General features: G+C 64.8%; 24 protein-coding genes. 7 read left to right on the top strand and 17 right to left on the bottom strand.

Annotated elements, in window-relative coordinates:
• Position 1: 1 nt before the first annotated feature.
• Positions 2–553: a MaoC family dehydratase gene (locus EN845_RS13955; RefSeq protein WP_127278599.1), complete on the bottom strand. Its 552-nt coding sequence runs from the start codon at positions 551–553 to the stop codon at positions 2–4.
• Between the two features lie 198 nt (positions 554–751).
• On the opposite strand from EN845_RS13955, the gene EN845_RS13950 reads away from it, so the two are divergent.
• Positions 752–1,858 carry a lactonase family protein gene (locus EN845_RS13950; protein ID WP_127870530.1) on the top strand — a complete coding sequence of 369 codons (1,107 nt, stop codon included), beginning with the start codon at positions 752–754 and terminating at the stop codon, positions 1,856–1,858.
• Between the two features lie 21 nt (positions 1,859–1,879).
• On the opposite strand, the gene EN845_RS13945 is transcribed toward EN845_RS13950, so the two are convergent.
• The 3 genes from EN845_RS13945 to EN845_RS13935 all read right to left on the bottom strand — a co-directional run bounded on the left by EN845_RS13945 (position 1,880) and on the right by EN845_RS13935 (position 4,420).
• Positions 1,880–2,872 (bottom strand): Tim44 domain-containing protein, encoded by a 993-nt coding sequence (locus tag EN845_RS13945; RefSeq protein ID WP_127870531.1) that lies wholly within the window; start codon positions 2,870–2,872, stop codon positions 1,880–1,882.
• Between the two features lie 71 nt (positions 2,873–2,943).
• A complete protein-coding gene (locus tag EN845_RS13940) occupies positions 2,944–3,243 on the bottom strand; it encodes a zf-TFIIB domain-containing protein (protein ID WP_167531354.1) in 300 nt (99 codons plus the stop codon).
• Between the two features lie 187 nt (positions 3,244–3,430).
• Entirely contained in the window at positions 3,431–4,420 is a 990-nt protein-coding gene (locus tag EN845_RS13935) for a zinc-dependent alcohol dehydrogenase family protein (protein ID WP_127278603.1), read from the bottom strand.
• Positions 4,421–4,522: 102 nt separating this feature from the next.
• Here EN845_RS13935 and EN845_RS13930 point away from each other — a divergent pair, with 102 nt between their 5' ends.
• The gene (locus EN845_RS13930) at positions 4,523–5,425 is read left to right on the top strand and encodes a LysR family transcriptional regulator (RefSeq protein ID WP_127870532.1); all 903 of its coding nucleotides are present in this window, start codon (positions 4,523–4,525) and stop codon (positions 5,423–5,425) included.
• Positions 5,426–5,519: 94 nt separating this feature from the next.
• Complete coding sequence (locus EN845_RS13925) at positions 5,520–7,166, top strand: acetolactate synthase large subunit (RefSeq protein ID WP_127870533.1); 1,647 nt, start codon at positions 5,520–5,522, stop codon at positions 7,164–7,166.
• Between the two features lie 36 nt (positions 7,167–7,202).
• On the opposite strand, the gene EN845_RS13920 is transcribed toward EN845_RS13925, so the two are convergent.
• The 8 genes from EN845_RS13920 to EN845_RS13885 form a co-directional block, all read right to left on the bottom strand.
• Positions 7,203–8,372: a substrate-binding protein gene (locus tag EN845_RS13920; protein WP_127870534.1), complete on the bottom strand. Its 1,170-nt coding sequence runs from the start codon at positions 8,370–8,372 to the stop codon at positions 7,203–7,205.
• A gap of 42 nt (positions 8,373–8,414) precedes the next feature.
• Complete coding sequence (locus EN845_RS13915; RefSeq protein WP_127870535.1) at positions 8,415–9,116, bottom strand: ABC transporter ATP-binding protein; 702 nt, start codon at positions 9,114–9,116, stop codon at positions 8,415–8,417.
• Between the two features lie 2 nt (positions 9,117–9,118).
• A complete protein-coding gene (locus EN845_RS13910; RefSeq protein ID WP_127870536.1) occupies positions 9,119–9,823 on the bottom strand; it encodes an ATP-binding cassette domain-containing protein in 705 nt (234 codons plus the stop codon).
• On the bottom strand, positions 9,820–10,806 hold the full coding sequence (locus EN845_RS13905) for a branched-chain amino acid ABC transporter permease (RefSeq protein WP_127870537.1): 987 nt from the start codon (positions 10,804–10,806) through the stop codon (positions 9,820–9,822). Before EN845_RS13905 ends, EN845_RS13910 begins: the two co-directional genes overlap by 4 nt.
• Positions 10,803–11,660 carry an urea ABC transporter permease subunit UrtB gene (urtB, locus tag EN845_RS13900; RefSeq protein WP_127870538.1) on the bottom strand — a complete coding sequence of 286 codons (858 nt, stop codon included), beginning with the start codon at positions 11,658–11,660 and terminating at the stop codon, positions 10,803–10,805. Before urtB ends, EN845_RS13905 begins: the two co-directional genes overlap by 4 nt.
• A gap of 4 nt (positions 11,661–11,664) precedes the next feature.
• A complete protein-coding gene (locus tag EN845_RS13895) occupies positions 11,665–12,786 on the bottom strand; it encodes a class II histone deacetylase (RefSeq protein ID WP_127870539.1) in 1,122 nt (373 codons plus the stop codon).
• 84 nt (positions 12,787–12,870) lie between these two features.
• Positions 12,871–15,585: a LuxR C-terminal-related transcriptional regulator gene (locus tag EN845_RS13890; RefSeq protein WP_127870540.1), complete on the bottom strand. Its 2,715-nt coding sequence runs from the start codon at positions 15,583–15,585 to the stop codon at positions 12,871–12,873.
• Complete coding sequence (locus tag EN845_RS13885) at positions 15,582–16,229, bottom strand: GNAT family N-acetyltransferase (protein ID WP_127870541.1); 648 nt, start codon at positions 16,227–16,229, stop codon at positions 15,582–15,584. The genes EN845_RS13890 and EN845_RS13885 overlap by 4 nt, the downstream gene beginning before the upstream one ends.
• A gap of 177 nt (positions 16,230–16,406) precedes the next feature.
• Between EN845_RS13885 and EN845_RS13880 the strand changes: the two genes are divergently transcribed.
• Genes EN845_RS13880 through EN845_RS13865 form a run of 4 tightly spaced genes read left to right on the top strand, consistent with a single transcriptional unit; the run spans position 16,407 to position 20,744 of the window.
• On the top strand, positions 16,407–17,708 hold the full coding sequence (locus tag EN845_RS13880; RefSeq protein WP_167531353.1) for an ArgE/DapE family deacylase: 1,302 nt from the start codon (positions 16,407–16,409) through the stop codon (positions 17,706–17,708).
• On the top strand, positions 17,705–18,763 hold the full coding sequence (locus EN845_RS13875; RefSeq protein ID WP_127870542.1) for a phosphotransferase: 1,059 nt from the start codon (positions 17,705–17,707) through the stop codon (positions 18,761–18,763). Before EN845_RS13880 ends, EN845_RS13875 begins: the two co-directional genes overlap by 4 nt.
• The gene (locus tag EN845_RS13870) at positions 18,764–20,074 is read left to right on the top strand and encodes an aspartate aminotransferase family protein (RefSeq protein ID WP_167531352.1); all 1,311 of its coding nucleotides are present in this window, start codon (positions 18,764–18,766) and stop codon (positions 20,072–20,074) included.
• Positions 20,075–20,087: 13 nt separating this feature from the next.
• Positions 20,088–20,744 carry a GntR family transcriptional regulator gene (locus EN845_RS13865; protein ID WP_127870544.1) on the top strand — a complete coding sequence of 219 codons (657 nt, stop codon included), beginning with the start codon at positions 20,088–20,090 and terminating at the stop codon, positions 20,742–20,744.
• A 22-nt stretch (positions 20,745–20,766) separates the two neighbouring features.
• Here EN845_RS13865 and EN845_RS13860 read toward each other — a convergent pair whose 3' ends face one another.
• From EN845_RS13860 to EN845_RS13840, 5 genes are read right to left on the bottom strand one after another with little or no spacing between them, the layout of a single operon-like run.
• The gene (locus EN845_RS13860) at positions 20,767–22,071 is read right to left on the bottom strand and encodes an FAD-dependent oxidoreductase (protein WP_127870545.1); all 1,305 of its coding nucleotides are present in this window, start codon (positions 22,069–22,071) and stop codon (positions 20,767–20,769) included.
• Positions 22,068–23,051, bottom strand: coding sequence for a branched-chain amino acid ABC transporter permease (locus EN845_RS13855; RefSeq protein ID WP_167531351.1), 984 nt, complete (start codon positions 23,049–23,051; stop codon positions 22,068–22,070). Before EN845_RS13855 ends, EN845_RS13860 begins: the two co-directional genes overlap by 4 nt.
• Complete coding sequence (locus EN845_RS13850; RefSeq protein WP_127280491.1) at positions 23,048–23,956, bottom strand: branched-chain amino acid ABC transporter permease; 909 nt, start codon at positions 23,954–23,956, stop codon at positions 23,048–23,050. Before EN845_RS13850 ends, EN845_RS13855 begins: the two co-directional genes overlap by 4 nt.
• Positions 23,953–24,699, bottom strand: a complete 747-nt coding sequence (locus EN845_RS13845) for an ABC transporter ATP-binding protein (RefSeq protein WP_127870546.1) — start codon at positions 24,697–24,699, stop codon at positions 23,953–23,955. Before EN845_RS13845 ends, EN845_RS13850 begins: the two co-directional genes overlap by 4 nt.
• The gene (locus EN845_RS13840; RefSeq protein WP_127280493.1) at positions 24,696–25,496 is read right to left on the bottom strand and encodes an ABC transporter ATP-binding protein; all 801 of its coding nucleotides are present in this window, start codon (positions 25,494–25,496) and stop codon (positions 24,696–24,698) included. Before EN845_RS13840 ends, EN845_RS13845 begins: the two co-directional genes overlap by 4 nt.
• Positions 25,497–25,577 lie beyond the last annotated feature (81 nt).

Raw genomic sequence — 25,577 nt, 5'->3', positions numbered from 1 at the left:
TTCATTTCTCCGTCTTGCCGACGAAATCAGCAGGGTTGCGGTATTTCACCGTCTGCAAATGCTCGCAATACAAAACGAGTTCGCCTTCACCCTTGAAGACCTCGTAGCTGGCGCGGATCAGCCCCATCTCCTTGTAGCGGGGCTTTTTGTCGAGGTTGGAGCGGATCGAATAAATCGTGTCACCAATGAAGACGGGCTTTATGAAGCGCAGCTTGTCGTAGCCATAGGAGAAGGCGTTGACACAGTTGGTGGCGACCAGCCCGAGGCCCGCCGAGAAGACGAACGCGCCGGCAATCAGCCGTTTGCCGAAAATGCCCTCGCTCTCGGCAAACATCTGGTCCTGCACATAGGGGTGGATGTCGAGGACCAGTGTGTTGAAGAGGTGGCTGTCGCCCTCGGCCATGGTGCGGCGCAACGAGCGGATTTTCTGGCCGACCGGCCAGTCCTCGTAGAACCAGTTCTCGGCGTTCCACACCGGCAGGGCGGCATGATCGGCAGGCATGTTCGCAGGGTGCGTCGAGGCAACGCCGACGGTTGGCGCGAAATCGTTCATGGCGCAATCCACCGATCTCGCGAGAACGCCCGGTCTATCATTCGAGCACGCATCAAGGCGCCTGACTGCACGACGTCTCCTCCCGTCAATCTTCTTTTGTAAATACTATTTTCACATATGGGGTTGCGTTGCAAGCGAGGACAGGCGAAATTTTGACCGGGTTTGGCGCGCGGCAGCGCGGGCAGGCAGGAGGAAATCATGCGCGGTGTCTGGAATGCCTGTCTGGTGTTTGTCGGCAGTCTGAACCGCGAGGCGCCGTATTTTCAGGGCGCCCGCGGTGTTGGTCTTGGTGTTTACAGTTTTGATGAAAGGACGCTGGCTGTTCAAAAGCTGGCTGAGACCAACGACATCGACAACCCGACCTTCCTGTCCGTCACCCCCGATGGTTCGCGCCTCTATGCCAACTCGGAAGTGTCGACCTGGCGGGAGGGAACTGTCTCCGCCTACAGCTTCGATCGGGCCTCGAACAGGCTGAGCTATCTGAACAAGCAGCCCGCCCTTGGCAGCATCACCGCCCACAACAGCATTACCCGTGACGGGACGAAACTCCTGGTTGCCAACTATGGCGCCGGGCAGGGTGGCCCGGATCGGGCGGTGGCGATCTATGCTTTTGACAAGGACGGTGCGCTGTCCGCGCCGCTGGCCAGCGTGTTGCACAAGGGCACCGGAACGAATGCGGCGCGGCAGGAGCGGTCGCATGCGCACAGCGTCAACGAAACCATTGCCGGTGGAACGGCAATCGTCGCCGACCTCGGCATCGACCGGCTGGTCTCCTACCGGATCGGTCAGGACGGGGGTCTGGTGAAGCTCGCCGAATCCGCACTGCCAGCGGGTGCCGGTCCGCGTCACATCGCCCTGCACCCGAACGGCCGCTTCGTCTTTGTCATGAACGAGTTGGATTCGACGATTGTCTCGATGGCACTCGACAATGCGACCGGCAGGTTGTCGATCATCGACATCAAGCCGGCGGTGCCGGACGAGGCGCGTGAGACCAACCACTGCGCCGATATCCAGATCTCGCCGGATGGCCGTTTTGTCTATGGCGGCAACCGCGGCCACGACAGCATCGTCATCATGGCGGTCGATCAGGAGACCGGCGGCTTGCGCCTTGTCGGCTATGTTCCTTGCGGGGGTGCCACGCCGCGCAACCTTGCGCTGACACCGTCGGGCGGTCATCTGTTCTCGGCCAACCAGAACGCCGACCGCATCTCGATCTTTGCCCGCGATGCCAGCACCGGCATGCTGACCGAAACCGGACGCGCCATCGAGATCGGCACGCCGATGTGCGTCAAGATCGTGGGTTGATCGCCAGCAGGCTCGCCGGACTCAAGCCTCTTGTATTGCCGAGAGCTTCCAGGTCGAGCCATTCTGGCGCGTGAACGTCCACAACTCTGTCGCCTCTGTCGGATGATCCTCGTCACCGTCGACGACCTTGCCGCTCGCCCGTTCGCGCGTCACGTCGCGAGACTCGTAGCGCAATGCGGCCGTGGCGTAGTCGCGGTCATCCTCGCGCCAGCTTTCCGCGATGTCGGCCTGCAGCAGGGTGACATCGGACACTTCGTTTCTGAGACCTTTCTGGGCATTGTCGGCCAGTTCTTCCGACAGATAGGACACCATCTCGGGCGTCACCGACCGGCGCAATGCGGCATGGTCTTCGCGGCCGAATGCTTCCTGGACCTCGGTCAACAACTGCTGGAAGGCGTCGAGGTCCGTCTGGGCCAGCGTGATCTCCTCGGATCCGGTGGCCTCATGGCCTCCGCCCGAACCGCCGCCAAAGCCGGGAATCGTGAAGGAACCCCCGGTTCCGGTCTCCTTCTGTGCCGTTGCGCGGTTCTCGAACCGCGAAGCCTGGGCATTGCCCATGCCGGCGAGCGCGGGCGCGGGACCACGCGCAGATTGCGACCGGAAGAACCGGATGGCCAGCATGATGGCGCCACCGATGAGCAGGGCCTGGAGCAGGAATCCGAACATGCCGGCGAGGCCGCCGAAGCCCTGGCCCACGAGCAGTCCGATCAGGCCGCCGAGCAGCAGGCCGCGCATCATCGTTCCGCCGAAGCCGCTCATGAAGCCAGGCCTCTGCGGGCCGGCCTGCGGCTGCCGGGCAGCATTGTTGACCCCGGTGTTGGGTGTCATCGAACGCTCGACCGGCGCGGTCGGCGCCGGCGCGGTCCTGGTCGGCGGTGCCGACAGGAAGGTGCGCGTGCCGCGACTGCCGAAGCTGCCGCCGCGCCGCGCCTCGGCATGATCGATCGCGACCATGGAGAAGGCGAGGAACAGTCCAGCGAAGAGGGCGGCAAATCGGCTTGTGCGGGAAGTCATCGGGGTGACCTTTATCGATGTGGTTTCGGAAATTTCAGCAAAACGTCGGCCGGGTGGCGGGCGTCATGCGATCAGTCGAACAACTCTTCGAAGAACGACTTCTTCCGCTTCGGATAGCGTTGGCCATGCGAGCGGGAATAGTCGTCATCGCGGTCCCGGCCATGGTGCGGCTGGGAGAATGCTGCCGGCTGTGGTTGCGGCGCGGGCGGCGCATCCCTGCCGGAGCGCTCGATGATCTTGTCGAGTTCGCCACGATCGAGCCAGACGCCGCGGCACTGCGGACAATAGTCGATCTCGATCCCCTGGCGTTCGCTCATTACGAGCGCGACGCGGCAGGAGGGGCAAACCATACCAAGCAGAGATGATGTCATCAGGGGCTCCGAACCAATGAAGGAATGAGCCCGCTCGACCGAAAAGAATGGAAAGGGGCCCGTTATAGCGGTCCGACATCACGGTCGCCGAAAAGCGACAGTCAGAGGGGCCCGGCCCGCATTCGGGATTTAGGAATGCGGGGCGGCGCCTTCAAGGGGTAATATTGCCGGTGAGAATGATTGCTGCTCAAACCGTCATGACGATCTTGCCGAACTGCTCGTTCGATTCGAGATAGCAATGCGCCTCGACGATCTGGTCGAAGGGAAACGTTCTGTCGATGATCGGCCTCAGCGTGCCGTCCTCAAGCCCTTGGAGGATGAACGCCTTGGCACCCTCCAACTTCTCCGGATTTCCGGTGATCTCGTGGACGAGATAACCGTGCAACGTCAGTGTCTTTCCTAGCACCGCAGGCAACGGGAACGGCGTCGGCTCGCGGCTGAGGCCACCGTATTCGATCAAAATGCCGCCCGACGACATGGACGCGGTCAACGGCTCGAAGATCGGCCCGGCGATCGGATCGAACACGACGCGTACGCCTTGCGGCCCGGCGATCTGGCCCAGTCTTTCCGCCAGTTCCTCTTCCTCGAGCACCACCACATACGCTGCGCCGGCGTCGAGAAGTGCTTGCCTCTTCGCTGACGTCCGCGTCACCGCGATCGCTGTCGCACCAACCCTGTTGGCGATCTGGATCGCGGCGAGCCCGACGCTGCTGGAGGCGGCGGTGATGACGACGAAGTCTTGTCCACCCAGCTTGGCGATCTCGATCAACGCACCATAGGCGGTGAGGTACGGCATCCAGATCGCCGCCGCCGTCCCCCAGTCGAGGGACGGCGGGTGTTTGACGATGAGCCCGGCGGGAAAGGTGACAAGCTCGCCATAAGCCGGCCAGCGAACCATCGATTGCGGCGGGATGACACTGACGGCATCGCCGGGGCTCAGCCCGGTCACGCCTTCGCCAATTGTCTCGATGACGCCTGCCGCTTCCAGCCCAAGCCCGGAGGGAAGCACGGGTGTCTCGATATAGCTGCCCGCGCGCAGCAGCGCCTCGGCGCGGTTGAGGCCGAGTGCCTTGACGCGGATTTGAACCTCATCCTGGCCCGGCGGGGGAAGATCGACCTCCTCGATGCGCAGGACCTCGGGACCACCATGCTGGTGGAAGCGGACGATACGGGTCATTTTGCTCACTCCAAATTATCTGAACCGAATGAGCTATGAGGCGAAGCCCGTTGGCGATAAATGGCTGTTTATATTGTGCAGTAGAAACCAGGAGTTTCGAAAATGGATAGGCTTGAAAGCATGGCCGTGTTTGTGAGGGCCGTTGATCTCGGTTCGTTCGCGGCGGCGGCTACCGTGCTCGATCTATCCGGACCGATGGTCGGCAAGCATGTCCGGTTTCTTGAGGACAGGCTTGGCGTGCGTCTCATCAACCGGACCACGCGCCGCCAGAGCCTGACCGATTTCGGCCGCGCCTATTATGAGCGGTGCCGGCTGGTGCTGGCCGAGGCCGAAGCCGCCGATGCGCTTGCTGCTGATCAGCTCTCGGAACCGCGGGGAAAATTGCGCGTCACCATGCCGGCGCATTTCGGTCGCCACTGCGTGACCCCTCTATTGCTGCAATTGGCGCGGCGGTATCCGATGCTGGAGCTCGACCTGTCGCTGAGCGACCGCTTCGCCGATCTCGCCGAGGATGGCTACGACCTCGCCATTCGGACCGGTGAACTGGACGACAAGGCAGGCGTGATTGCGCGCCGCGTTGCACGCCAGGACATGGTCGTCTGTGCCGCGCCTTCCTATCTGGAAATTCATGGCGAACCACGGCGGATCGAGGACCTCGCCGGTCATCAGGCGATTGTCTACCGCCGGCTCGGCATGATCGCTCAGCCCTGGCTGTTTCCGCGCGAGGGACAAGCCGCGCTCGAACTCATGCCAAACGGCCGGCTGCGGCTCGACGATCTCGATGCCATCGCCGATGCCGCCGTCGGCGGCATGGGCCTCGCGTGGCTGCCTCATTGGCTGGTTCGCGAACGAATCCAGGCCGGCGCGCTGGTGGCACTATTGCCGGACCAGCCGCGCTATCCCTACGACTGTCATGCGCTCTGGCTGCAGACGCCGCATCTGCTGCTCAAGGTCCGGCTGGCCGTCGACGCATTGGCGGCCGGCTTGCCGAAAATGATGGCGTGATCGCCAGCAGACGACTAGCCCTCTTTGAGGCGTCGCGTTCCGGTGCCATATGAAGATGGCTGGCGGAATGCGCGCATCGCAGGAGAGACGGTTGATGACCAAGGGTTCGGATCTGTTCGTGGCTGTCCTCGAGAATGAAGGGGTCGATCGGATTTTCGGCATTCCGGGCGAAGAGAATCTCGACATCGTCGAGTCCATCCGCGGCTCGTCGATCCAGCTCATCCTGACCCGCCACGAGCAGGCGGCCGCTTTCATGGCCGCCACCTATGGCAGGCTCACCGGCAAGCCGGGTGTGTGCATCACCACGCTTGGCCCCGGCGCGCTCAACCTGACGACCGGTGCGGCCTATGCGCTGCTCGCCGCCATGCCGATGATCATGCTCACCGGCCAGAAGGGCATCCTGTCGTCGCGGCAGGCGCGCTTCCAGATCGTCGACATCGTCGCGGCGATGAAGCCGCTGACCAAGCTGTCGCGCCAGATCGTCTCGCCCAGGATGATCCCTTCGCTGGTGCGCGAAGCTTTCCGCGTCGCGCAGGAGGAGCGCCCCGGCCCCGTGCATCTGGAGCTGCCGGAAGACATCGCGGCGGCGCAGTGCGAGCCGGTCGCGCTGGTGCCGACACACCCGGTCGACCTCCCCATAGCCAGCGCGGCCGCGCTCGATCGCGCCGCCCGCATGATCATCGAGGCCAAGCGTCCGCTGCTGATGTTCGGCGCGGCGGCGTCGCGCCCGCGCGTCACCCCTGACATCGCCCAATTCGTGCTGCGCACGCAGATCCCCTACTTCACCACTCAGATGGGCAAGGGCACCGTGCCCGGCGGCACCGAACTCTACATGGGAACGGCGGCACTCTCGGAACGCGACTATGTGCACGAAGCCATCGAGCAGGCCGATCTGATCATCACCATCGGCCACGACACGGTCGAGAAACCGCCCTTCATCATGGGCGCCAACGGACCGAAGGTCATCCATGTCGGCTACCACTCAGCCGACGTCGAGCAGGTCTATTTTCCGCAGGCCGAGATCGTCGGCGACCTCGGTCCGTCGCTGGCGCTGCTGGCGGACCGCGTCGAAGGCAAGATCCACAACGCGCAAGCTCTGCTGCCGCTGCGCGAAGGCATTCTGAGCCGCATCGCCGCGCGCGCCACCGAAGACCGCTTCACGCCACAGCGCATCGTGCACGACGTGCGCGCCGTGATGCCGGCCGAGGGGATCCTCGCGCTCGACAACGGCATGTACAAGATCTGGTTCGCGCGCAACTACCGCACGCGCATGGCAAACACGCTGCTGCTCGACAATGCGCTCGCCACCATGGGCGCTGGCCTGCCGTCGGCGATGATGGCGGCTTTGCTCTACCCCCAGCGCCGTGTCATGGCCATTTGCGGCGACGGCGGCTTCATGATGAACAGCCAGGAATTGGAGACCGCCGTCAGGCTCAAGCTCAACCTCGTCGTCCTGCTGCTCGAAGACCATGCTTATGGCATGATCCGCTGGAAGCAGGCGGTCGACGAGTTCCCGGATTTCGGCATGACCTTCGGCAATCCCGACTTCGTCAAATACGCCGAGGCCTATGGCGCCAAGGGGACCAGGGTTGGCGCGATAGCCGACCTGCAACCGACGCTGGAACAGGCCTTCACCGGTGGTGGGGTCCACCTCGTCGTCGTGCCGATCGACTATTCCGAAAACACCAGGGTGCTTGTCGACGAATTGCGCGAGCGCCTGCCGGCGCCAAAGGCGAGCTGACGGCAGCGGCACCACCGCCGTCAGACCGGGTGTGGCCTACAGCTTGCAGTAAGGCGTTACCGGCGCGATGGTGCCGAAATCCTTGGCGATCTCGTAGCCGATGCCGTCCGCCGCCGCCTTGCCGACATAGGAATGGCAAAGCGTGTGGTTGTTCGAGGCATCGACGCGGATCTTGCCTTGCGGTGCGTCGAACTCGATCGTCGGCAGCGCCTTCAGCACATCGTCGTCCTTCAGCGAGCCCGCTTTCTCGGCGGCCAGAGCGTAGAGATGCAGGCCGTTGTAGCCGGCTTCGCCGATGCCGTTGACCATTTTCTCCTGGCCGAACTTTTCGCGGAAGCTCGCGATGAACTTCTTGTTGACCGGATTGTCGAGCGCCATCCAGTAGGGCTGCGGCGCGTAGGTGCCGGCGGCGACACCGGGCGGCAGCGCGTCCTTGTTGAAGACCTCGTCGAGCGGCGCGATCACCGGCTGCTTGATGTCGAAGCTGCGGTACTGCTTGAGCTGGGTGACGGCGTCGTTGCCGACCACCATCGACCAGACGACATCGGGCTTCAGAGACTTGATCTTCTGGAACGCCGGGCCGAAATCGGTGGTACCGAACGGATAGTAGTCGGCGCCGATGATCTTGCCGCCGGCCTTTTCGTAAGCCAAGGTGATCGCCTCGGTCATCTTCTGCGGCCAGGCATAGTCGGAGGCCATGATGTAAATCGTCTTGCCGAGGTTGTCGGCCACCCATGGCATCATCGGGTCGACCTGCTGCATCGGGATCGGGCCGGTGGCGACGAAGTAGCGGTTGCATTCGCCACCTTCGAAATTGGTCGGGTAGAAGAACAGCTTCTTGGCTTTCGCGGTCACCGACAGCGTGGCGCTGCGCTCGGGCGAGATGATCGTGCCCATGATCACGTCGACCTTGTCCTCGTTGAGAAGCTTGCGCGCCTTGTCGATCGCCCCCTTCGTCGTGGTCTGGTTGTCTTCGATGAAGAGCTCGACCTGGCGGCCGCCGATGCCGTTGGCGGCGTTGAGCTCTGCGGCGGCGAGCTTGTAGCAATTGAGCAGCGTCTCGCCGAGGATCGCCTGCAGCCCGGTGATCGGGATCGACAGTCCGACCTTGACCGTATCGGCGGCACGCAGGATCGACGGCGCGCCGACCATGGCGAAGGCGGCGGCGGCGCCGCCGGATTTCAGGATAGTTCTTCTGCTTATCATTGTAGTGTTCCCTTCCAATCCCAGGCGCGCCCCATGCACGCCTTACAAAGCCAAGAGGTCCTTCAGCAGGGTCTCGTCGGCGAATGCTTCCGGCGTGCCCTCGTGCACGATCCTGCCTTTCTCCATCACCAGGCAGCGATCGGCGGCCTTGAGAACGAGATCGAGATTTTGTTCGACCAGAACGATGGCGATGCCGCGCTCGCGCGCGATGCGCGGCACCAGCTCGGCGATCGACTGCACGATGTTCGGCTGGATGCCTTCCGAGGGCTCGTCGAGCAGCAGCACCGACGGCAGGCCGCACAGCGCGCGGCCGATCGCCAGCATCTGCTGCTGGCCGCCCGAGAGTGTGCCGGCAACCTGCGTCTCGCGCTCGCGCAGGATGGGAAAATAGCCAAAAATGTCCGTTGGAATGTCGCCGTCGCCGCGGTCCTGGGCGGCACGGGTGCCGACCTCCAGGTTCTGCCGCACGGTCAGCTGGTTGAAGATGCCGCGGCCCTGCGGCACATGCGCGATGCCCGCCCGCGCTCGGCGGAAGGCCGAAGCATGGGTGAGATCCTGGTCGCCGAGAACCACAGCACCGCCGCTTGCCTTCAAGGCGCCGGCGATGACGCGCAGCAGCGTCGTCTTGCCGGCGCCGTTGCGGCCAAGCAGGCCGACGACTTCGCCGGATGCCACGCTGATATCGATGCCGTTCAGCACCGGAAGCAGGCCGTAGCCGGCAGAGACGGCAAGCGTGCGCAGCATGGTCAGCGCCTCCCCAGATAGACGTCGCGGACCATCTCGTCGGCCTCGATGTCGTGGAAGGGACCGCTTCGCAGCCGGCGCCCCTGATGCAGCACCAGCGTCTCGCAGTTCAGCGCCCGCACGAAGCGGATGTCGTGCTCGACGGCGACGATAGAAAACTCACCCTTCAGGCGCAGCAGCATTTCGGCTGTGGCAAGCGTCTCCTGCGGCGTCATGCCGGCCGTCGGCTCGTCGAGCAGCAGCAGCCGTGGCTCGATCGCCAGCGCCATGCCGATTTCCAGCCATTGCTTCTGGCCATGCGCCAGTTCGCCGGCCAATCTAGCCGCCCGATTGGTCAGCGCGACCAGCTCCATCAATTCACCGATTGGCCGGGCCGGCGATGGGGCGCCCCACCGTGCGACCTTGAGATTGTCCTCAACCGAGAGGCTGGGGAAGACCGACGGGATCTGAAATTTTCGGGCGATGCCGAGCCGGGCGATGCGGTGCAGCGGCAGGCCGGCAATGTCGTGGCCGAGGAAACGGACGCTGCCGCTGGTCGGGCGAAGCGTGCCGGTCAAAACGTTGAGGAAGGTGCTCTTGCCGGCGCCGTTCGGCCCAATGATGCAGCAGAGTTCCTTGTCGCGCACCGTCAGGTTCAACCCTTCCAGCGCTTGCAACCCGCCAAAGCGGATGCCGACATTTTCGGCCTGGAGCAGGACGTCGCTCATCGCGCGTGCCTCCGGCCTTTGAACAGGCTCTTCAGCCGCGCGTAGATCGACAGGATGCCGTCCGGCAGCACAAAGACGATGATGACGAAGACGCAGCCGAGCAGCAGCGGCCACAGGCTCGGATTGAAGCTGCTGATGGTCTGCTGCGCGCGCTGGATGGCGATGGCGCCCAGGACCGGGCCAAGCAGCGTGCCGCGCCCGCCGACCGCCACCCAGACGATGACTTCCGTCGACAGCAGCAGCCCGGAGAGATCTGGCGCCACAAGCCCCGCCATGCAGACATAGAGCGCGCCGGCAAGGCCGGCGATCGCCGCGGACAGGACGAAAGTGACAAGCAGCCGCAAGGGCGCATTGTGACCGAGTGCTGCCGCCCGGACCTCATTGTCCTGGATTGCGGTCAGCACCGTGCCCCAGCGGCCTCGGCTGATCGACCAGAGCGCCAGAACGGCCATCGCGACGATGGCCGCGACGAAGATGTAGCTCGGCAGGTCCTGGCTGAGGTCGACATGCAAGCCGCCGACATCGAACGCGATCGGCGGGATGCCGATCAAGCCGCTGTCGCCGCCGGTGACCGAACTCCAGGAGACCGCGGCCTGCTGGCAGATCACGCCCATGGCGAGTGTGACGATGGTGAAGTAGCTGCCGCGTATGCCGCCGAAGAACAGGAAGTAGCCGATGATGGCCGCGACGAAGGCCGCACCCGTGACCGCGCCCATGATGCCGAGCAGGCTGCCGAAAGGAATGGCGTCGTTGAGCGTGACCAGCGCCATGATGTAGCCGCCAATGCCGAAGAAGGCGGCGTGGCCGAAGCACAGGATTCCGGTGCGGCCCCAGAAGAAGTCGAGGCTGGCGGCGAACAGGCCGAAGATCAGCGCATCGCGGATCACTGTCAGCTGGTAGCCGTCGGCAAAGAAGGGATAGATGACGGCGAGTGCGGCGCAGACGGCAAAGACCAGCAGCCAGTTGCGGTCCCGGGCGATCATCGCGACGCTCCGTTGAACAGGCCGTTTGGCCGCAGCCGCACGGCAACGATGGCCGCGAGCAGCACGATCGCCTGCGCCAGCGATGGCGAGATCTGGTAGTTGAGGATGCTGGTCAGCCCGCCGACGAAGACGCTGCCGGCGACGAGGCCGCCGATCGAGCCGACACCGCCGACGATGACGACGAAGAAGGCGTTGGCGAGATAGTTCACCCCCATCTGCGGCAGTACGATCGCCAGCGGCGCGACCAGCCCGCCGGCCAGGCCCGCGATTGCCGCACCGAAGGTGAAGGCGATGGCGTAGGTGCGGCGCGTGTTGATGCCGACGCCCTCGGCCATTTCCCGGTTCTGGATGACGGTGCGGATGTCGAGCCCGAAGGATGTGCGGCTGATCAGCAGGATCACGCCGAGCAAGGTCAGCATGGCGATGCCGATCAGGATCAGCCGGTAGGCCGGATAGACGGTGAAGAACAGGTCGAACGTACCCTCGATCGGCGGCGTCACCGGCTTGGCGCCAAGCCCGAAGGTCAGCTCCAGCCCTTGCTGCAGAATCAGGCTGACACCCCAGGTGGCGAGCACGGTCGAGACCGGCCGCGAGTAAAGGTGGCGGATGATGGCGAATTCCAGGATGCAGCCGACCACCGCGCCGGCGATCGGGGCAGCAAGCAACCCCAGCCAGAAGGAGCCGCCGATGCTCTGGACGAAATAGACCGCGAAGGCACCGACAGTGACGAACTCGCCATGCGCCAGATTGGTCACGTTCATCAGGCCGAAGCTGATCGCCAGCCCGAGCCCGACCAGCATCAGGATGCTGATCAGCGTCAACGCGTTGAGCAGTGTGGTGACGACAAAGTCCATCGCGTCAGGCCGCGCTGGCGAGGCGTTGGCGCAGGCCCGCGAGCAGGCCTTCGGCGGCGTCGATTACCTTGGCTTGGTGTGGCTGCAGATCCTGCCCGGCCCATTCGTCGATATGCTCCGACAGGGGATCGACCACTTCGGTGCGATGATTGGCCAAGGTTTCGATGACGGCGTGGCCACAGAACGGCACGTAGCCTTCGGAGTAGCCGCCTTCATGCGTCATCATCAGGCGGCCGTTCGAGACTTCGGCGGCCAGCGCCACCATGCGCGCGGCAAGGCGCCGGAAGCATTCGCTGTTGAGCATCATGCGGCCGAGCGGGTCGAAGCCCGACGCGTCGAAGCCGGAAGCGACGATGACGAGGTCCGGTTTGTAGGCGCGCAGCGCCGGGGCGACGACGCGGTCGAAGCTCGCTTCATAGGCGCCGGTGCCGCTGCCGGCCGGCAGCGGGATGTTGATGTTGTAGCCTTCGCCTTCGCCCTTGCCGTTGTCGGCCAGCGCGCCGCGCCCGGTCGGATAGAGATTGTCCTGGTGCAGGGAAATCGTCAGCACCGACGGGTCGGAATAAAACACTGTCTCGGTGCCGTTGCCATGATGCACGTCCCAGTCGACCACCGCGGCGCGGCCGAGCAGGCCTTCATGCTGAAGCCGGCGCACCGACACGCCAATGTTGGAGAACAGGCAGTTGCCCATGGCCTGATCGGGTTCGGCATGGTGCCCTGGGGGACGCGCCAGCGCATAGGAATTGTCGACGCGGCCGGTCAGCACTGCGCGCATCGCCGCATAGGTGGTACCGGCGGACAGCAGGGCAATATCGAAGCTGTTGAGGCCGATCGGCGCTTGCGGCCCGGCGAAACCGGAACCGCGCTCGCTGAGCATGCGGATATCGTCGATATGGCGCTGCGTGTGCACGCGCAGCAGGTCCTCGACCGTCACTGGCTCGGCGATGATCGGCACCAGATGGCGCGACAGGCCACTCACCTGGATAAGGTTGTTCAGCCGGCGCTTCGAGCCAGGCGATTCCAGATGCCGGCCAGGCTCCACGAAACGGCCGGGCGGCATCATGTCGGCGCTGGAGCCGGTATCATGCCACATCAGCTGTTCGTGAAAGACGTAGCCTGTCGCCATCCGCGGCATCCTCCGAAAACCAGATGACGCTAGCAGGCTAACAATCGCCTGGCCCGACCCTAAAGAGGGGGCCATGTCTGCAATCTATGCCCCTCCTTTCGGAGGGGTGCGGACGTTTGTGGCGGCCTGCGCGGCGCGCACGGCCTGGACGCGGTTGGATACCGAGAGCTTGCCGAAAATGTTCTTCAAATGCCACTTCACCGTCGTTTCGCTCACCGACAGCGCAACGGCGATATCGCGGTTGGACATGCCTTCCGACAAGCAGTGCAGCAGCTCGGACTCGCGCTGGGTGAGCTGTTCCTTCTCGGCAACCGGGATGGCCGGCTTGCGCGTCGCCACCGGCGGTGTCTGCGCGGCATCGATGATGCGCGTTGCATAGGCCGACAATGCCGGGTCGGTCTTTGCCTGTGCCGCGCGCAGCCGCATCAATGCCTCGACGACGGGCCTGCCCTCATCGACGAAGGAGCGGATGAAGCCGGAGGGCTGGGCAAGGCGCAGTGCTTCGAGCAGATGCCGGTCGGCCTCGCGCTGGTCATGGCCGGCGCTCTTGGCGCGCAGGATCTGCGCCAGTATGTGCCGGCGCATGCGCCCGCTGCCTTTCGTTCGCTCCAGCAGCGCGTCGAAAATCGCCGCCCCCCCTGCGTAGGATTTCTCCGCCGTCAGCAGCCGGCCTTCGGCGAAGAACTCAAATTCGTTGGCGACAGTTGGGACGGTCTCGGCGCTTTCGCCGCGATGCTGGCTCAGCAATGCGCGTGCCTCGGCGACGCGGTTCTGGTCGAGCAGCAGCCGGATGCGATCATGCACCAGCACCGAAGCGAGGCGGCGGTAGACGGAGCCGCGCACGCGCTGGTAGACGCGCTCCAGCATGTCCAGGGCCGCGTCGCCCCGGCCGGTCAGCTGCAGCACGCGGGCATAGGTCGGCACGCTGGCCAGGGGATAGACAATGACCGCGGCACCCTCGATTAGCGGGCCGAGATTCTCGACCAGCGACAGCGCCTCACCGGACGCGTTGGTCTCGTAGGCGAGTTCGGCAAGCAGCGTACCGGCGAGCGCCTCGGCATAGGAGTTCGCGCCGATCCGCGTCCGCGCCTCGATGATCGCGTTGCGCAGCAGCCGTTCGGCGGCCGGCAGGCGGCCGGCCGAGCGCTCGATGACGGCCATGTAGCAATTGGCGATGGTGACGCCGAGCAGGCTGCCGCTTCGCTCATGCGCCTTGCGTGCAGCGTCCACCGCCGCGCGTGCCCCTTCGAGGTCGCCCAGCGCATAGAGATTATAGCCGATGACGTTCGCGGTCGCGCCTTCCATGAACCAGGCATCGGGCGCGATGATGCGCAGCGCGGCCAGCGCGGTGTCGCGTGCGTCCTCGAACTGTTCCAGCGTGCTGTGGACCGCAGCGGCAAGGACCTCGAGTTCGGCCTCGATCGTGGTGCCGGTCAGCGTGCCCGGGTCATTGCTGTCAGTCGGCCCGGTCTCGACCAGCTTGCGCGCGTTGGCGAGCGTCTGCTGGGCAATCTCGGGCTGGCTCGAGTGCACTGCCAACCACAGCACGACAAGCTGCAGCCGGATGCGCTGGTCGATCAGTTTCCTCGGCAGCAGCGCCAGCAGCTGGCGCACATAGAGCAACTGGCACTGGGCGATGAGTTCGAGCGCGTTGTTCTCGACGAACACCGCCGCGCGGGCCTGGTCGCCGGCGGCGAGCGCATGGCCGATGGCCTCGGTCAGCATCTTGCGTTCGCCGAACCATTCCGAAGCCGCCAGATGCAGCGGCGCGATCATCTCCGGTTCGCGCCGTTCCATCTCGCGGCTGAGAAAGTCATGGAACAAATGATGATAGCGGAACCAGCGCCGCTCCTCGTCGAGCGGCACGAGGAACAGGTTGCGGGTCTCGATCTCGGTGATAGCAGCCTCGGCGTCCGCCGCGCGTATCACCGCCCGGCAGGCCTCCGCGCTGAAACGTTCGAAGATCGAGGAGTAGAGCAGGAACTTCGCCAGTGCCGGCGGCAGTTCCAGGAACACTTCCCCCATCAGGAAGTCGGCGACATTGCGGTTGGCACCGGTGAAATTGCCGATGACGGTTTCGGGCGCATGGGCAGCGCTGAGCGACAGCGAGGCGAGCTGCAGGCCTGCGGCCCAGCCTTCGGTGCGCGAGCACAAGGTCTCCACCGTGCCACTGCCGATGGAGAGGCCAAGCTTGTCGTTGAAGAAGGCTTCGGCTTCGGACGAGGCGAAACGCAGATCGTCCGGGCCGATTTCAAAGACATCGCCGAGCACCCTGAGCTTGCCGAGCTGCAGGTCGGGCAGGTTGCGCGAACCGATGACGAAGGCAACGTTGGCGGGGGCCTGCCGCGTCAGGCGCTCCATGAACCGCTTCACCGCCGGTGCTTCGACAGCGTGATAATCGTCGAAGAACAGGGTGATGTCGGCATGGCGTGCCGCAAGACCCGCCACAAGGGCCGCCAGCACCACGTCAAGCTGCGGGATCGGGCTCGACTGGAAGGCAAGGTCGAGCTCGGCCGGGTTCTGCACGAGATGGCGCAGCGCCCCAACCAGATGCGACAGGAAGGCGCCTTCGTCATTGTCCGTCGCTTCGCAGGACAGCCATGCCGTCAGCCGTCCGTGGCGCGCGACCTCGGCTGCCCATTGCGCCATCGTCGTCGACTTGCCGAAGCCGGCGGGCGCGGCGAACAGCACGATGCGCGTGTCGACATGCCGCTCCAGCCTCGACAGGATGCGCTCGCGCCGTACCCACCTTCGGTGGTGGGGCGATGCCTGGCCCGCGGGTTGCGAAGACGGTCTCATCTGGCGCCGGGCACCCATTCCGTTTCGATCAGCGGAATTTGCGGCGCGCAATCGCGCGGCAAGGTTCCCTTGATCCGCGGATCGTCGGTGATCTCGAAGCCGGCCGCGAAGGGTTCAAATCCGCAAGCCCGGTAGAAGCCGATGACGCTGTGATGATCGATGCTGCTGGTGTGCAGCCAGATACGCCCCGGCTTTAGGCGCCATGCCTGATCGAGCGCACCCGCCATCAGCCGCTTGCCAAGGCCTCGGCCGGTCAAGGAAGGGAAGAGACCGAAATAGGTGATTTCGATCTCGTTGCCGTCGGCGACAGTGAATTCGGCCATGCCGACATGGCTGCCGCGTTCATCGTGACCGTAATAGAGATGCTGGCGCGGGTCGGCGAAATGCTCCGCGATGTCGGCGTCCGACATTTCGGCGGCGCGATCCCACAGCCAGGGAGCGCCAATCTCGAGAAAGACCGAACGGTAGAAGGCGGGCTCGAGGTTGGTGACGCGGGTCATCGCCAGCGGATGCGCGAGACCCTGCACCGGCGCGCGCGCTTCCATCCATGTCACGGCATTGACGATCTTGCCGGCCGGGATACGCCGGTAGCCGGACGCGAGATCGGTGATTTCATCCGGCAATGTGCCTTCGGTGACTTGCATCTGTCCTCGATCTTCCGTCGCGCAGCCTACCGGCATGTCAGGAAGCTGATGCCAATTCTGCGGCCGCCTGCCAAGAGGCTGCAGGGGTGGGCCATAATTTTGGCCGGCCTGTCTTCTTGCCTTTTCCAGAGATGGCATATGAGATATGATACACCATTCACAGCAAAGCGGAATATCATGCCTGAGCGAATAGCGGATGAGGCCATTTTGCGGGCGGTCGACGATGGTTTCGACCGTCAGCTCGCCTTTATGGCCGATCTCGTGCGCTTTCCCTCCCAACGCGGCGAGGAGCATGCCGCGCAATCCTTCATGGCGGCGGCTTATGAAGCCGATGGCTATGCGGTCGATATGTGGCGTGTCGATGTCGACGCGATCCGCGACCTGCCCGGATTTTCTCCCGTTGCGGTTTCCTATGACGACGCATTCAACGTCGTCGCCACTCACACGCCGAAAAACGCCACCGGCCGCTCGCTGATCCTCAACGGGCATATCGATGTCGTGCCGACGGGACCGCTCGATCGCTGGGTCCGCGACCCCTACGATCCGGTGATCGAGGATGGCTGGATGCATGGCCGTGGCGCCGGCGACATGAAGGCCGGCCTGTCGGCCTGCCTCTATGCGCTGGCCGCCTTGCGTGGCCTCGGCTACCAGCCGGCCGCGAAAGTGTTTCTGCAGTCGGTGGTCGAGGAGGAGTGCACCGGCAATGGCGCGCTCGCTTGCCTGCAGCGCGGCTACCGCGCCGACGCCGCCTTCATTCCCGAACCGCTGGAGCCAAGGCTGATGCGGGCGCAGGTCGGCCCGATCTGGTTCAGGGTCGAGGTCGATGGCGATCCGCAGCACGCGTCTGGCGCCTTCTCGGCCGGCGCCAATGCCATCGAAAAGGCCTTCCTCATCATCCAGGCGCTGAAGCAACTCGAAATCGTCTGGAATGCGAGGAAGGTCGACGACAGGCATTTCTGCGATCACCCGCACCCGATCCGCTTCAATCTCGGCAAGATCGAAGGCGGCGAGTGGACGTCCAGCGTTCCGGCGCGTTGCGTCTTCGAGATGCGTGTCGCGACCTATCCCGGCCAGAAGCTCGAGGACGCCAGGGCCGAGTTGGAAGCTTGCATCGCGAATGCGGCGCGCGCTGATCCGTTCCTCGCCAATCGTCCGCCAAGGATGACCTACAACGGCTTCATGGCCGAGGGTTACGTACTTGAGGGGGCCGACGAGATGGAAGCCGTGCTGCGGCGCAGCCACACCGCCGTGTGGGGTGAGCCGCTGACGGAACACGTCACCTCGGCCACCACCGATGCGCGCTTCTTCGGCCTTTATGCCGACACGCCCGCAATCGTCTACGGCCCGATCTGCCGCATGCCGCATGGCTATGACGAGGCCGTCGATCTCGACTCCGTGCGCAAGGTCACGCAGACCATTGCGCTCTTCATCGCCGACTGGTGCGGTCTTGAACCCATAAATGCCGAGGTCAGGCCATGAACGCAGCCGTATCGGATGCCTTCGGCGAGACGCTTGCGGAGGATGCGCCTGATGTCTCGATCGCCGAGGCGCTTGCCCTGTTGCGCCGGCACTATGGGCTCACCGGCAGCGCGCGCCCGCTGCCGGGCGAACGCGACCATAATTTCCATATCCAGACCGAAGGCGAGGGCGAGTTCGTCCTGAAGGTCTCGCATCCGGCTGAAGAGGCCGGCTTCACCGATTTCCAGAACAAGGCGCTCGACCACATTCTGACGGTCGACCCTTCCTTGCCAGTTCCTTCCGTGCGCAAGAGCGTCGAAGGCGAAGCACAGTTCATGGTAGGCGTCGGCGGATCGCCGCCGCGCATCGTCCGGCTGGTCAGCTATCTGCCCGGCCAGCTGCTTTCGCGCTCGCCCACGTCAGCGGCGCAGGACCGCAATCTTGGCATCTTCCTCGCCCGGCTTGGCCGGACACTGCGCGGCTTCTTCCATCCGGCCGCCGGCAGCGACCTTTTGTGGGACATTCGCAAGGTCGCCAAGACGCGGCCCATGCTGGCGCACATCGCCGATGCCGGCCATCGCGCCATGGTCGAGCGCGTCATCGACGCCTTCGAGGAACATGCGGCGCCGGTGATCCCCGGCCTGCGCGCCCAGATCGTCCACAACGACATGAACTCCTACAATGTGGTGATGGATGCCGCGCGGCCGGAAGTGGTGAGCGGCATCCTCGATTTCGGCGACATGATCCATTCGCCGCTGATCTGCGACCTCGCCATCGGTGCCGTCTACCGCTGGCCGGCTGAAGGTCACCCTCTGGCGCCCGCGGCCCGCTTCGTCGCCGGCTATCAGTCGGTGCAGCCGCTCGAAATCGAAGAGCTTGGCATCCTCTTCCACCTCATTCGTGCACGGCTTGCGCTCATCGCCAACATTGCCAGCTGGCAGGCCGGGCGGTTTCCGGCCAAACGCGACTATGTGCTTCGCCTCATCACCGAGGTCTGGACCTCGCTCGAACGGCTGGACGGTCTATCACCCGCTGACGCCCGCCGCTATTTTCTCGACCATTCCAAGCCGGAGTAGATGCCCGTGTCCCAGTCCTCGCCCGCAAGTGCCTCCGCCGACACCGGAGTTTCCGCACGAGAGCACGCCCTGCTCGAACGCCGCGCCAGATTGCTCGGGCCGACCTATCGCGCCTTCTACCGCAACCCGATCCATCTGGTGCGTGGCAGCGGTGTCTGGCTCTACGATGCCCAGGGCCGAAAATACCTCGACGCCTATAACAACGTCGCCTCGGTCGGACACTGCCATCCGCGCGTCGTCGAGGCATTGTCGGGACAGGCCGCCACGCTCAACACGCACACGCGCTACCTCAGCGAGATCATCCTCGATTACGCCGAAAAGCTGCTTGGCACGCTGCCGCCCCATCTCGGCCATGCCATGTTCACCTGCACCGGCAGCGAGGCCAACGATCTCGCCATCCGCATCGCCCAGCACTCCAGCGGCAACACCGGTGTGATCATCACCGAATTCGCCTATCACGGCGCCACCATCGCCACCGCGCAACTGTCGCCGGCTGCGGTCGGGGCCAAGGGCGTGCCCGCGCAACACCGGACCGTGGCGGCGCCGGATACGTTCCGCGACGGCGGCCGCGCCGCGCATGATTTCGCCAGAAATGTCGCCGCCGCCATCGAGGATATGCGCGCTCGAAACATCCGTCCGGCGGCGCTGCTTCTCGATTCCGCCTTTTCCAGCGACGGCATCTTCTTCCCCGCTGCTTCTGTCATGCGCGAGGCGGCCGATCATGTCAGGAAAGCGGGCGGCATCGTCATTGCCGATGAGGTCCAGTCCGGTTTCGGCCGGCTCGGCCAGGGCATGTGGGGCTTCGCCAATTATGGCCTCGAACCTGACATCGTCACCATGGGCAAGCCGATCGGCGACGGGCACCCAATGGGCGCGGTGATCGTGCGGCCGAAGCTGGTGAGCTCGTTCGGTTCGAACACCGGCTACTTCAACACTTTCGGCGGCAATCCGGTCGCGGCCGCCGTCGGCATCGCGGTGCTCGACGTGATCGAGGGCGAGGGGCTGATCGAGAACGCGCGCACGGTCGGCGCCTATACCGGAGAACTGCTGGACGCCTTGAAAAGCCGCCACGGCATGGTCGCCGATGTCAGGCACAACGGCCTCTATTTCGGCGTCGAGTTGACGGCGGAGGATGAGGCCACCGCTGCCAAGACCACATCCGTCGTTGAAGCCATGCGCGAGGATGGCGTGCTGATCTCGTCCTGCGGTCCGCGCGGCAATGTACTGAAGATCAGGCCGCCGCTGCCCTTTGCCAGGGACAATGCCGAGCAACTGGCCGAGACGCTCGATCGCGCGCTGTCGGCATGGTGAGCTGAGCGGGCGCATGCTGAAGCTCGAGCATCAAACCCTCAACGACCGCGCCTATGGCGCGCTCAAGCAGGAATTGATTTCAGGCGGTTTCAGCCCGGGCCAGACACTGGTCATCCGCAAGCTCGCGGAAACCTTTGGCATTTCGACCACCCCGATCCGCGAGGCGTTGCAAAGGCTGGTCGCCGAGCGGCTTCTGGAAATGCAGAACAACCGCTCGATCATCGTGCCCTTGCTGTCGGAGCCCGCCTTCGCGGAACTGACGCGCATCCGCATCGCCGTCGAGGGATTGGCGGGCGAGATGGCCGCCACGCGCATGAGTGAGAGCGCGCTGGCCGACATACAGGTCGCGCTCGCCGGCATGCAACGCGCCATCGAGGCGCAGGACGCCAGGACCTATCTTTCCCTGAACGAGGCCTTCCATTTTGCTATTTATGAGCACGCCGGCGCGCCGATCCTCCTGAACATGATCCGCGATCTCTGGGGGCGCGTCGGACCTTATCTGAAGCTCCTGATGCGGGCCGATCGCTACATTCCGCAGTCCAATGACGCACATCACAGGATTGTCGCCGCGCTCGAACGGCGCAACGGTCCGGCCGTTCGTGTATCCCTTGAACAGGACATCGCCGTGGCGGCCGCGGTTCTCTCCGAAAATCTTCGCACGACAAACTGATCGGACGGCAGGCCCGGTCGGCCTATGCTGTTTCGTCCATCCGGTCGCGCAGCATGCTCCAGCCTAGCAGCATGTTGGGTGCGTGCCGCAGCAGGGCGTGGAACGGGATCGGCGCCGGTGGCGCGAAAGGCAGTGGCAACTCGCGGGCGTCGGTTCCAGCGGCCCAGTCGGCCAGTACCTTGCCCATCGCCGTCGTCATGGCGATGCCGCGTCCATTGCAGGCGCGGCCGGCGATCAGGCCCGGGCCGAGGTCCAGGAGGTGCGGCAGGAAATCCGGCTCGACGGCGGCCATTCCCGACCAGCTATAGGCAAGCGGGGGCACGTCGGGCAGGTCGAGACGGGCGGCGAGCCGGCGCCAGATTGTTTGCGGTACGCGTCTGTCGGCACCGGCGCTCAGGATATGCATGCCGCCGCTGATCAGCCGGTTATCGGCATCGAAGCGGAAGGTGAAGAGATTGCGCCTGGTGTCACCGACGCCTTGCCCCCCGGGAAGCAGACGCTTGCGGATTTCGAGCGGTAGCGGCGCCGTGGCGATCTGGAAAACCTTCAGCGGAAAATAAGTCCGCTGCAGCGACGGATCGAGCGACCCGCCATAGGCGTTGGTGGCGATCAGCACCCTGGCGGCGCGCACCGAGCCCGATGGCGTTTTCAGCGCCCAGCCGTCGGCCACGCGATCAATCGACGTGACACGTGCCTGTTCGAAAATCCGCGCGCCGGCCTTTTCCGCCGCATCGGCCAATCCGCGTGCATAGGCGACCGGATTGAGTACGCCGCCGGAACGGTCCATCCAGCCGCCGAGATAGCCGCGCGCGCCGGTCAGCGTTGCGACATCCTGCCGATCCAGGGTGACGACAGGCCGTCCACGCTGCGCCCATTGTCCCGCGCGTGATTTGACCTTCTCCAGGGCCGCCGGCGAGTGCGCCGGCTGGATCCATCCGTTCTGCACCGCGTCGCAATCGATGCCGTGCTGCCGGATCAGGCCGAAGACGAGGTCGGCGCTGCCGGCGGCAAAATCGATGAGGCGTTCGCCGCGTTCCGGGCCGAGATGGGCAAGGATGCCGTCCGGGTCCATCTTGGCGAAGTTCGGCACGACGAAACCGGCATTCCGGCCGGTCGCGCCCCAGGCGATGATTTCGGCTTCGAGAACGGCGACGGAAAGTCCTTTTCCGGCGGCGTGCAGTGCGGTTGAAAGCCCGGAAAAACCGCCGCCGACAATGGCGAGGTCGACATCGAGGTCGCCATTCAGCGCAGGCCGCTCGCGACGATCGCGGCTGACGGCGTGCCAGAGCGAAGCGCCATGCGCCTCCTGCCTGACCATCGCATTCATCCGTTGGAACTGCTTTTGGCCGTGTCCAGTTTCGCCCGCTTGCCGAAGCGTGCCCGCCGCGGCCTGTCGCCGAACAGGCCGTTTGGCCTGATCAGAAGGATGACGCAGAGCATGACGCCGATGGCAACGATTTGCAGCGAGGCGGCGCGCGCCTGCTGCTCGGGCGGGAAGAACACGCTGGTCGCCGTGCCCGATCCGGCCCATATTCCCCAGACCAGCACGCTGCCGACGACGGCGCCGAGATTGCTGCCGGACCCGCCGACGATCAGCATGACCCAGACCTGGAAGGTCAGGATCGGCAGGTAATTGTCGGGTGCGATGAAGCCGGTGAAATGCGCCTGCAATGCCCCGGCCAGCGCCATGATGGCGCCGCCGACGGCAAAGGCCTGGACGCGGTAGAAACGCGCGCTCTTGCCGAGCGAGATCGCCGCACGCTCGTCCTCCCGCAGCGCCTTCAGCACGCGGCCCCAGGGACTGCGCGACAGATGCTCCAAGGCGAGATAGGCGATCAGCGTCACCACCGAGACGACGGCAAGGTTGGACAGGTTGAACAGCAGTGGCGTCTCCGCCAGGCCGCCGAAGGGGCGCGGGATGAAACCGATGCCGAATGGGCCACCCGTCAGCTTCTGCGCGTTGAGCGCGACCAGTTGCACGACCACGGCGACACCGAATGTGGTGATCGCCAGATAGTCGGATCGCAGACGCAATGTGGCCATGCCGGTAAGGGCTGCGGCCATACCGCCAACCACCATGGCGCCTGCCCAGCCGACAAGGATCGGCAGGCCGAAACCGCCCAGCCTCGCGGCGTCGTCCGGTGTCGTCAGCAGCGCCGATGTGTAGGCGCCGATGGCAACGAAGCCGGAGAGCCCGACATTGAACAGGCCAGTCAGCCCCCACTGCAGATTGAGCCCCAGCGTGACCAGCGAGAAGATCAGCGCCGTGGTCAGGAAGAAGGCGCCGTAGCCGACGAGATCGATCATCTTTCCCGAACTCCGAAAAGGCCGATCGGCCGCACGAACAGCACCGCCATCAGTATGATGAAGGAGACGGCGGCGCGCCATTCGGCACCGATCAATTGCACGGCGCCGGCTTCGGCGAGCCCGATGATCAGGCCGCCGAGCACCGCGCCCGGGATGCTGCCGATGCCGCCGAGGATGGCGGCGGCGAACATCGGTAGCAGCATGTCGAAGCCCATGAAGGGGCGGATCTGCACCAGGATGCCGATCATCACGCCGGCAACGCAGGCAAGCGCGCCGCCGACGATCCAGGTGACGCGCACCACCTTGGCGACGTCGATGCCGACGATCCGGGCCAGCGCCGCGTTCTGGCTCAGCGCCTGCATGGAACGCCCGGTCTGCGTACGTGTCATCAACAGATGCACGCCGAGCACGAGCACGGCGGTCAGCGCCAGCAAGGCGATCTGGTCGGGCGTGATGCGGATGCCGAAGCCGACCGGCATGGCGATCTGGATGGCTCGGCTGAAATAGGTTGGCCGTGAGGTGAAGGTGAACTCCAACAGGCTCCGCAGCGCCATCGAGGCGCCGAAGCTCGCCATCACGACGATGATCGCCTGGCCTTGCGAGCGCAGCCGCGAGAACAACACCTTGTCGAGCAGCAGCGCCAGCAGTGCGGTGAACGCCATGCCGACGACCAGGGCAACAAGGAGCGGCCATCCGAAGGACAGCGGCCCGATCGGCGCCACTTTGCCGAATGTCGCACCGATGGCGCTGACCACGGCCAGTGTCGCATAGGTGCCCCAGGCCATGAAGTCGCCATGGGCGAAGTTGGAGAAACGCAGGATCGAATAGGTGAGCGTCACGCCGATGGCGCCGAGGCCGATCATCGAGCCGGTCAGCAATCCGTCGACGATGAACTGCAGGCTCATGCAGCGCCTCCCTGCTGGCGCTGGGGACGCTGGCCGAGATAGAGTTCGGCGACGACCGGGTCGTTCCACAATTCCGAGGCGACGCCCTCATGCCGGTCCTTGCCTTCGACCAGAACATAGGCGCGGTCGCCGATGGCAAGCGCTGCCTTGGCGTTCTGCTCGACCAAAAGGATGGTGACTCCGGACTTGCGGATGCCGGCCAGCATCTCGAACACCGCCGAGACGAACTTTGGCGACAGGCCAGCCGACGGTTCGTCCAGCACCAGCACCTTGGGGTGGACGATCAGCGCACGTGCAACGGCGAGCATCTGCCGCTGTCCTCCGGACAGATTGCCGGCCGCGGTGCGGCGCTGGCGGACGAGGTCGGGGAAGGCGGCATACATCTCCTCGATGCGGGCCGGGATGTCGCGCCGCTCGAGGATGCCGCAGGCAACCCTGAGATTGTCCTCGACCGACATCAGCGGAAAGATATTCTCGGTCTGCGGCACGAAGGCGAGGCCAAGCCGCACCATGGTGTGGGCCGGTGCCGTGGTGATATCCTGGCCGTCCAGGAACACTGAACCGCCGGTGATCGGCACGAGGCCTGCGATCGCCTTGATGAAGCTCGACTTGCCGGCGCCGTTGGGACCGAGGACGACGACGATTTCACCTTTTCTGACCGTGATCGAGGCGCCGCGCACGATCGGCACGCCGGGTTCGTAACCGGCTTCGAGATTGTGGACATCGAGGACGGTCTCGCTCATGCGGCGCCCCCGAGATAGGCCTCGATGACGCGCGGGTCGCGAGCGACTTCTTCCGCCGTGCCTTCGCTGAGCAACTGGCCGCTCGCCATCACGAGGACGCGGTGGCAGAGCCGTGTCACCATGTCGATGTTGTGCTCGATGAGCAGGAAGGTGATGCCGCGCGCATTGATGTCGCGGATGCGGTCGATGATGACTTCGAGCAGCGTCGCGTTGACGCCGGCCGCTGGTTCATCGAGCAGGATGATGGCCGGATCGGCCATCATCACCCGGGCAAGTTCGAGCAGCTTGCGCTGGCCGCCGGAAAGCACGCGCGCCGGCTCATGCGCGAGGTGGGTGAGGGTGACCAGTTCCAGCAGTTCGAGCGCCTTTGCCCGGGCGGCTCTTTCCTGCGCCGCCACCCGCCACGGCGTGACGAAGTTGGCGAGCAGCCTTTCGCCCGCCTGGCCCTGTGCCGCCAGCATGATGTTCTCGATCAGCGTCAGGTTGGGGAGCGGGCGCGGGATCTGGAAGGTGCGGCCGAGACCTCGGCCGATGCGCAGGTGAGCGGCTTCGCCGGAGACGCGCACGCCGTTGAGCAGGATGTTGCCACTGGTGGGCAGGATACTGCCGGCCAGCAAGTCGAACATGGTCGTCTTGCCGGCGCCATTGGGTCCGATCAGGCCAAGGATTTCGCCCGCTTTGACGTCGAACGAGACATCGTTGACGGCGACAAGGCCGCCGAACCGCCTGACGACCTGGCTCGCCGTCAGAACCGGCACACGGGTCTCCCGCCCTTGGCGTTCCGCTACCTCGCTCATCGAACCCTCTGGCCGAAGACGATCGTTGCCGCCTCCTGATTATGATTTGTGATCACACTTGCTTTGATCACGCTATTCGGC

The sequence above is a fragment of the Mesorhizobium sp. M8A.F.Ca.ET.202.01.1.1 genome, from assembly GCF_004791595.1.
Taxonomy (GTDB): domain Bacteria; phylum Pseudomonadota; class Alphaproteobacteria; order Rhizobiales; family Rhizobiaceae; genus Mesorhizobium.
Note: the sequence above shows the minus strand (reverse complement) of the source record. Positions and strands in the feature narration are given on the sequence as shown.

Bases quoted from the DNA above. Each gene is read 5' to 3' on its own strand.
- EN845_RS13955 (WP_127278599.1), bottom strand. From the start codon at position 553: ATGAACGATTTCGCGCCAACCGTCGGCGTTGCCTCGACGCACCCTGCG.
- EN845_RS13950 (WP_127870530.1), top strand. From the start codon at position 752: ATGCGCGGTGTCTGGAATGCCTGTCTGGTGTTTGTCGGCAGTCTGAAC.
- EN845_RS13945 (WP_127870531.1), bottom strand. From the start codon at position 2,872: ATGACTTCCCGCACAAGCCGATTTGCCGCCCTCTTCGCTGGACTGTTC.
- EN845_RS13940 (WP_167531354.1), bottom strand. From the start codon at position 3,243: ATGACATCATCTCTGCTTGGTATGGTTTGCCCCTCCTGCCGCGTCGCG.
- EN845_RS13935 (WP_127278603.1), bottom strand. From the start codon at position 4,420: ATGACCCGTATCGTCCGCTTCCACCAGCATGGTGGTCCCGAGGTCCTG.
- EN845_RS13930 (WP_127870532.1), top strand. From the start codon at position 4,523: ATGGATAGGCTTGAAAGCATGGCCGTGTTTGTGAGGGCCGTTGATCTC.
- EN845_RS13925 (WP_127870533.1), top strand. From the start codon at position 5,520: ATGACCAAGGGTTCGGATCTGTTCGTGGCTGTCCTCGAGAATGAAGGG.
- EN845_RS13920 (WP_127870534.1), bottom strand. From the start codon at position 8,372: ATGATAAGCAGAAGAACTATCCTGAAATCCGGCGGCGCCGCCGCCGCC.
- EN845_RS13915 (WP_127870535.1), bottom strand. From the start codon at position 9,116: ATGCTGCGCACGCTTGCCGTCTCTGCCGGCTACGGCCTGCTTCCGGTG.
- EN845_RS13910 (WP_127870536.1), bottom strand. From the start codon at position 9,823: ATGAGCGACGTCCTGCTCCAGGCCGAAAATGTCGGCATCCGCTTTGGC.
- EN845_RS13905 (WP_127870537.1), bottom strand. From the start codon at position 10,806: ATGATCGCCCGGGACCGCAACTGGCTGCTGGTCTTTGCCGTCTGCGCC.
- urtB (WP_127870538.1), bottom strand. From the start codon at position 11,660: ATGGACTTTGTCGTCACCACACTGCTCAACGCGTTGACGCTGATCAGC.
- EN845_RS13895 (WP_127870539.1), bottom strand. From the start codon at position 12,786: ATGGCGACAGGCTACGTCTTTCACGAACAGCTGATGTGGCATGATACC.
- EN845_RS13890 (WP_127870540.1), bottom strand. From the start codon at position 15,585: ATGAGACCGTCTTCGCAACCCGCGGGCCAGGCATCGCCCCACCACCGA.
- EN845_RS13885 (WP_127870541.1), bottom strand. From the start codon at position 16,229: ATGCAAGTCACCGAAGGCACATTGCCGGATGAAATCACCGATCTCGCG.
- EN845_RS13880 (WP_167531353.1), top strand. From the start codon at position 16,407: ATGCCTGAGCGAATAGCGGATGAGGCCATTTTGCGGGCGGTCGACGAT.
- EN845_RS13875 (WP_127870542.1), top strand. From the start codon at position 17,705: ATGAACGCAGCCGTATCGGATGCCTTCGGCGAGACGCTTGCGGAGGAT.
- EN845_RS13870 (WP_167531352.1), top strand. From the start codon at position 18,764: ATGCCCGTGTCCCAGTCCTCGCCCGCAAGTGCCTCCGCCGACACCGGA.
- EN845_RS13865 (WP_127870544.1), top strand. From the start codon at position 20,088: ATGCTGAAGCTCGAGCATCAAACCCTCAACGACCGCGCCTATGGCGCG.
- EN845_RS13860 (WP_127870545.1), bottom strand. From the start codon at position 22,071: ATGAATGCGATGGTCAGGCAGGAGGCGCATGGCGCTTCGCTCTGGCAC.
- EN845_RS13855 (WP_167531351.1), bottom strand. From the start codon at position 23,051: ATGATCGATCTCGTCGGCTACGGCGCCTTCTTCCTGACCACGGCGCTG.
- EN845_RS13850 (WP_127280491.1), bottom strand. From the start codon at position 23,956: ATGAGCCTGCAGTTCATCGTCGACGGATTGCTGACCGGCTCGATGATC.
- EN845_RS13845 (WP_127870546.1), bottom strand. From the start codon at position 24,699: ATGAGCGAGACCGTCCTCGATGTCCACAATCTCGAAGCCGGTTACGAA.
- EN845_RS13840 (WP_127280493.1), bottom strand. From the start codon at position 25,496: ATGAGCGAGGTAGCGGAACGCCAAGGGCGGGAGACCCGTGTGCCGGTT.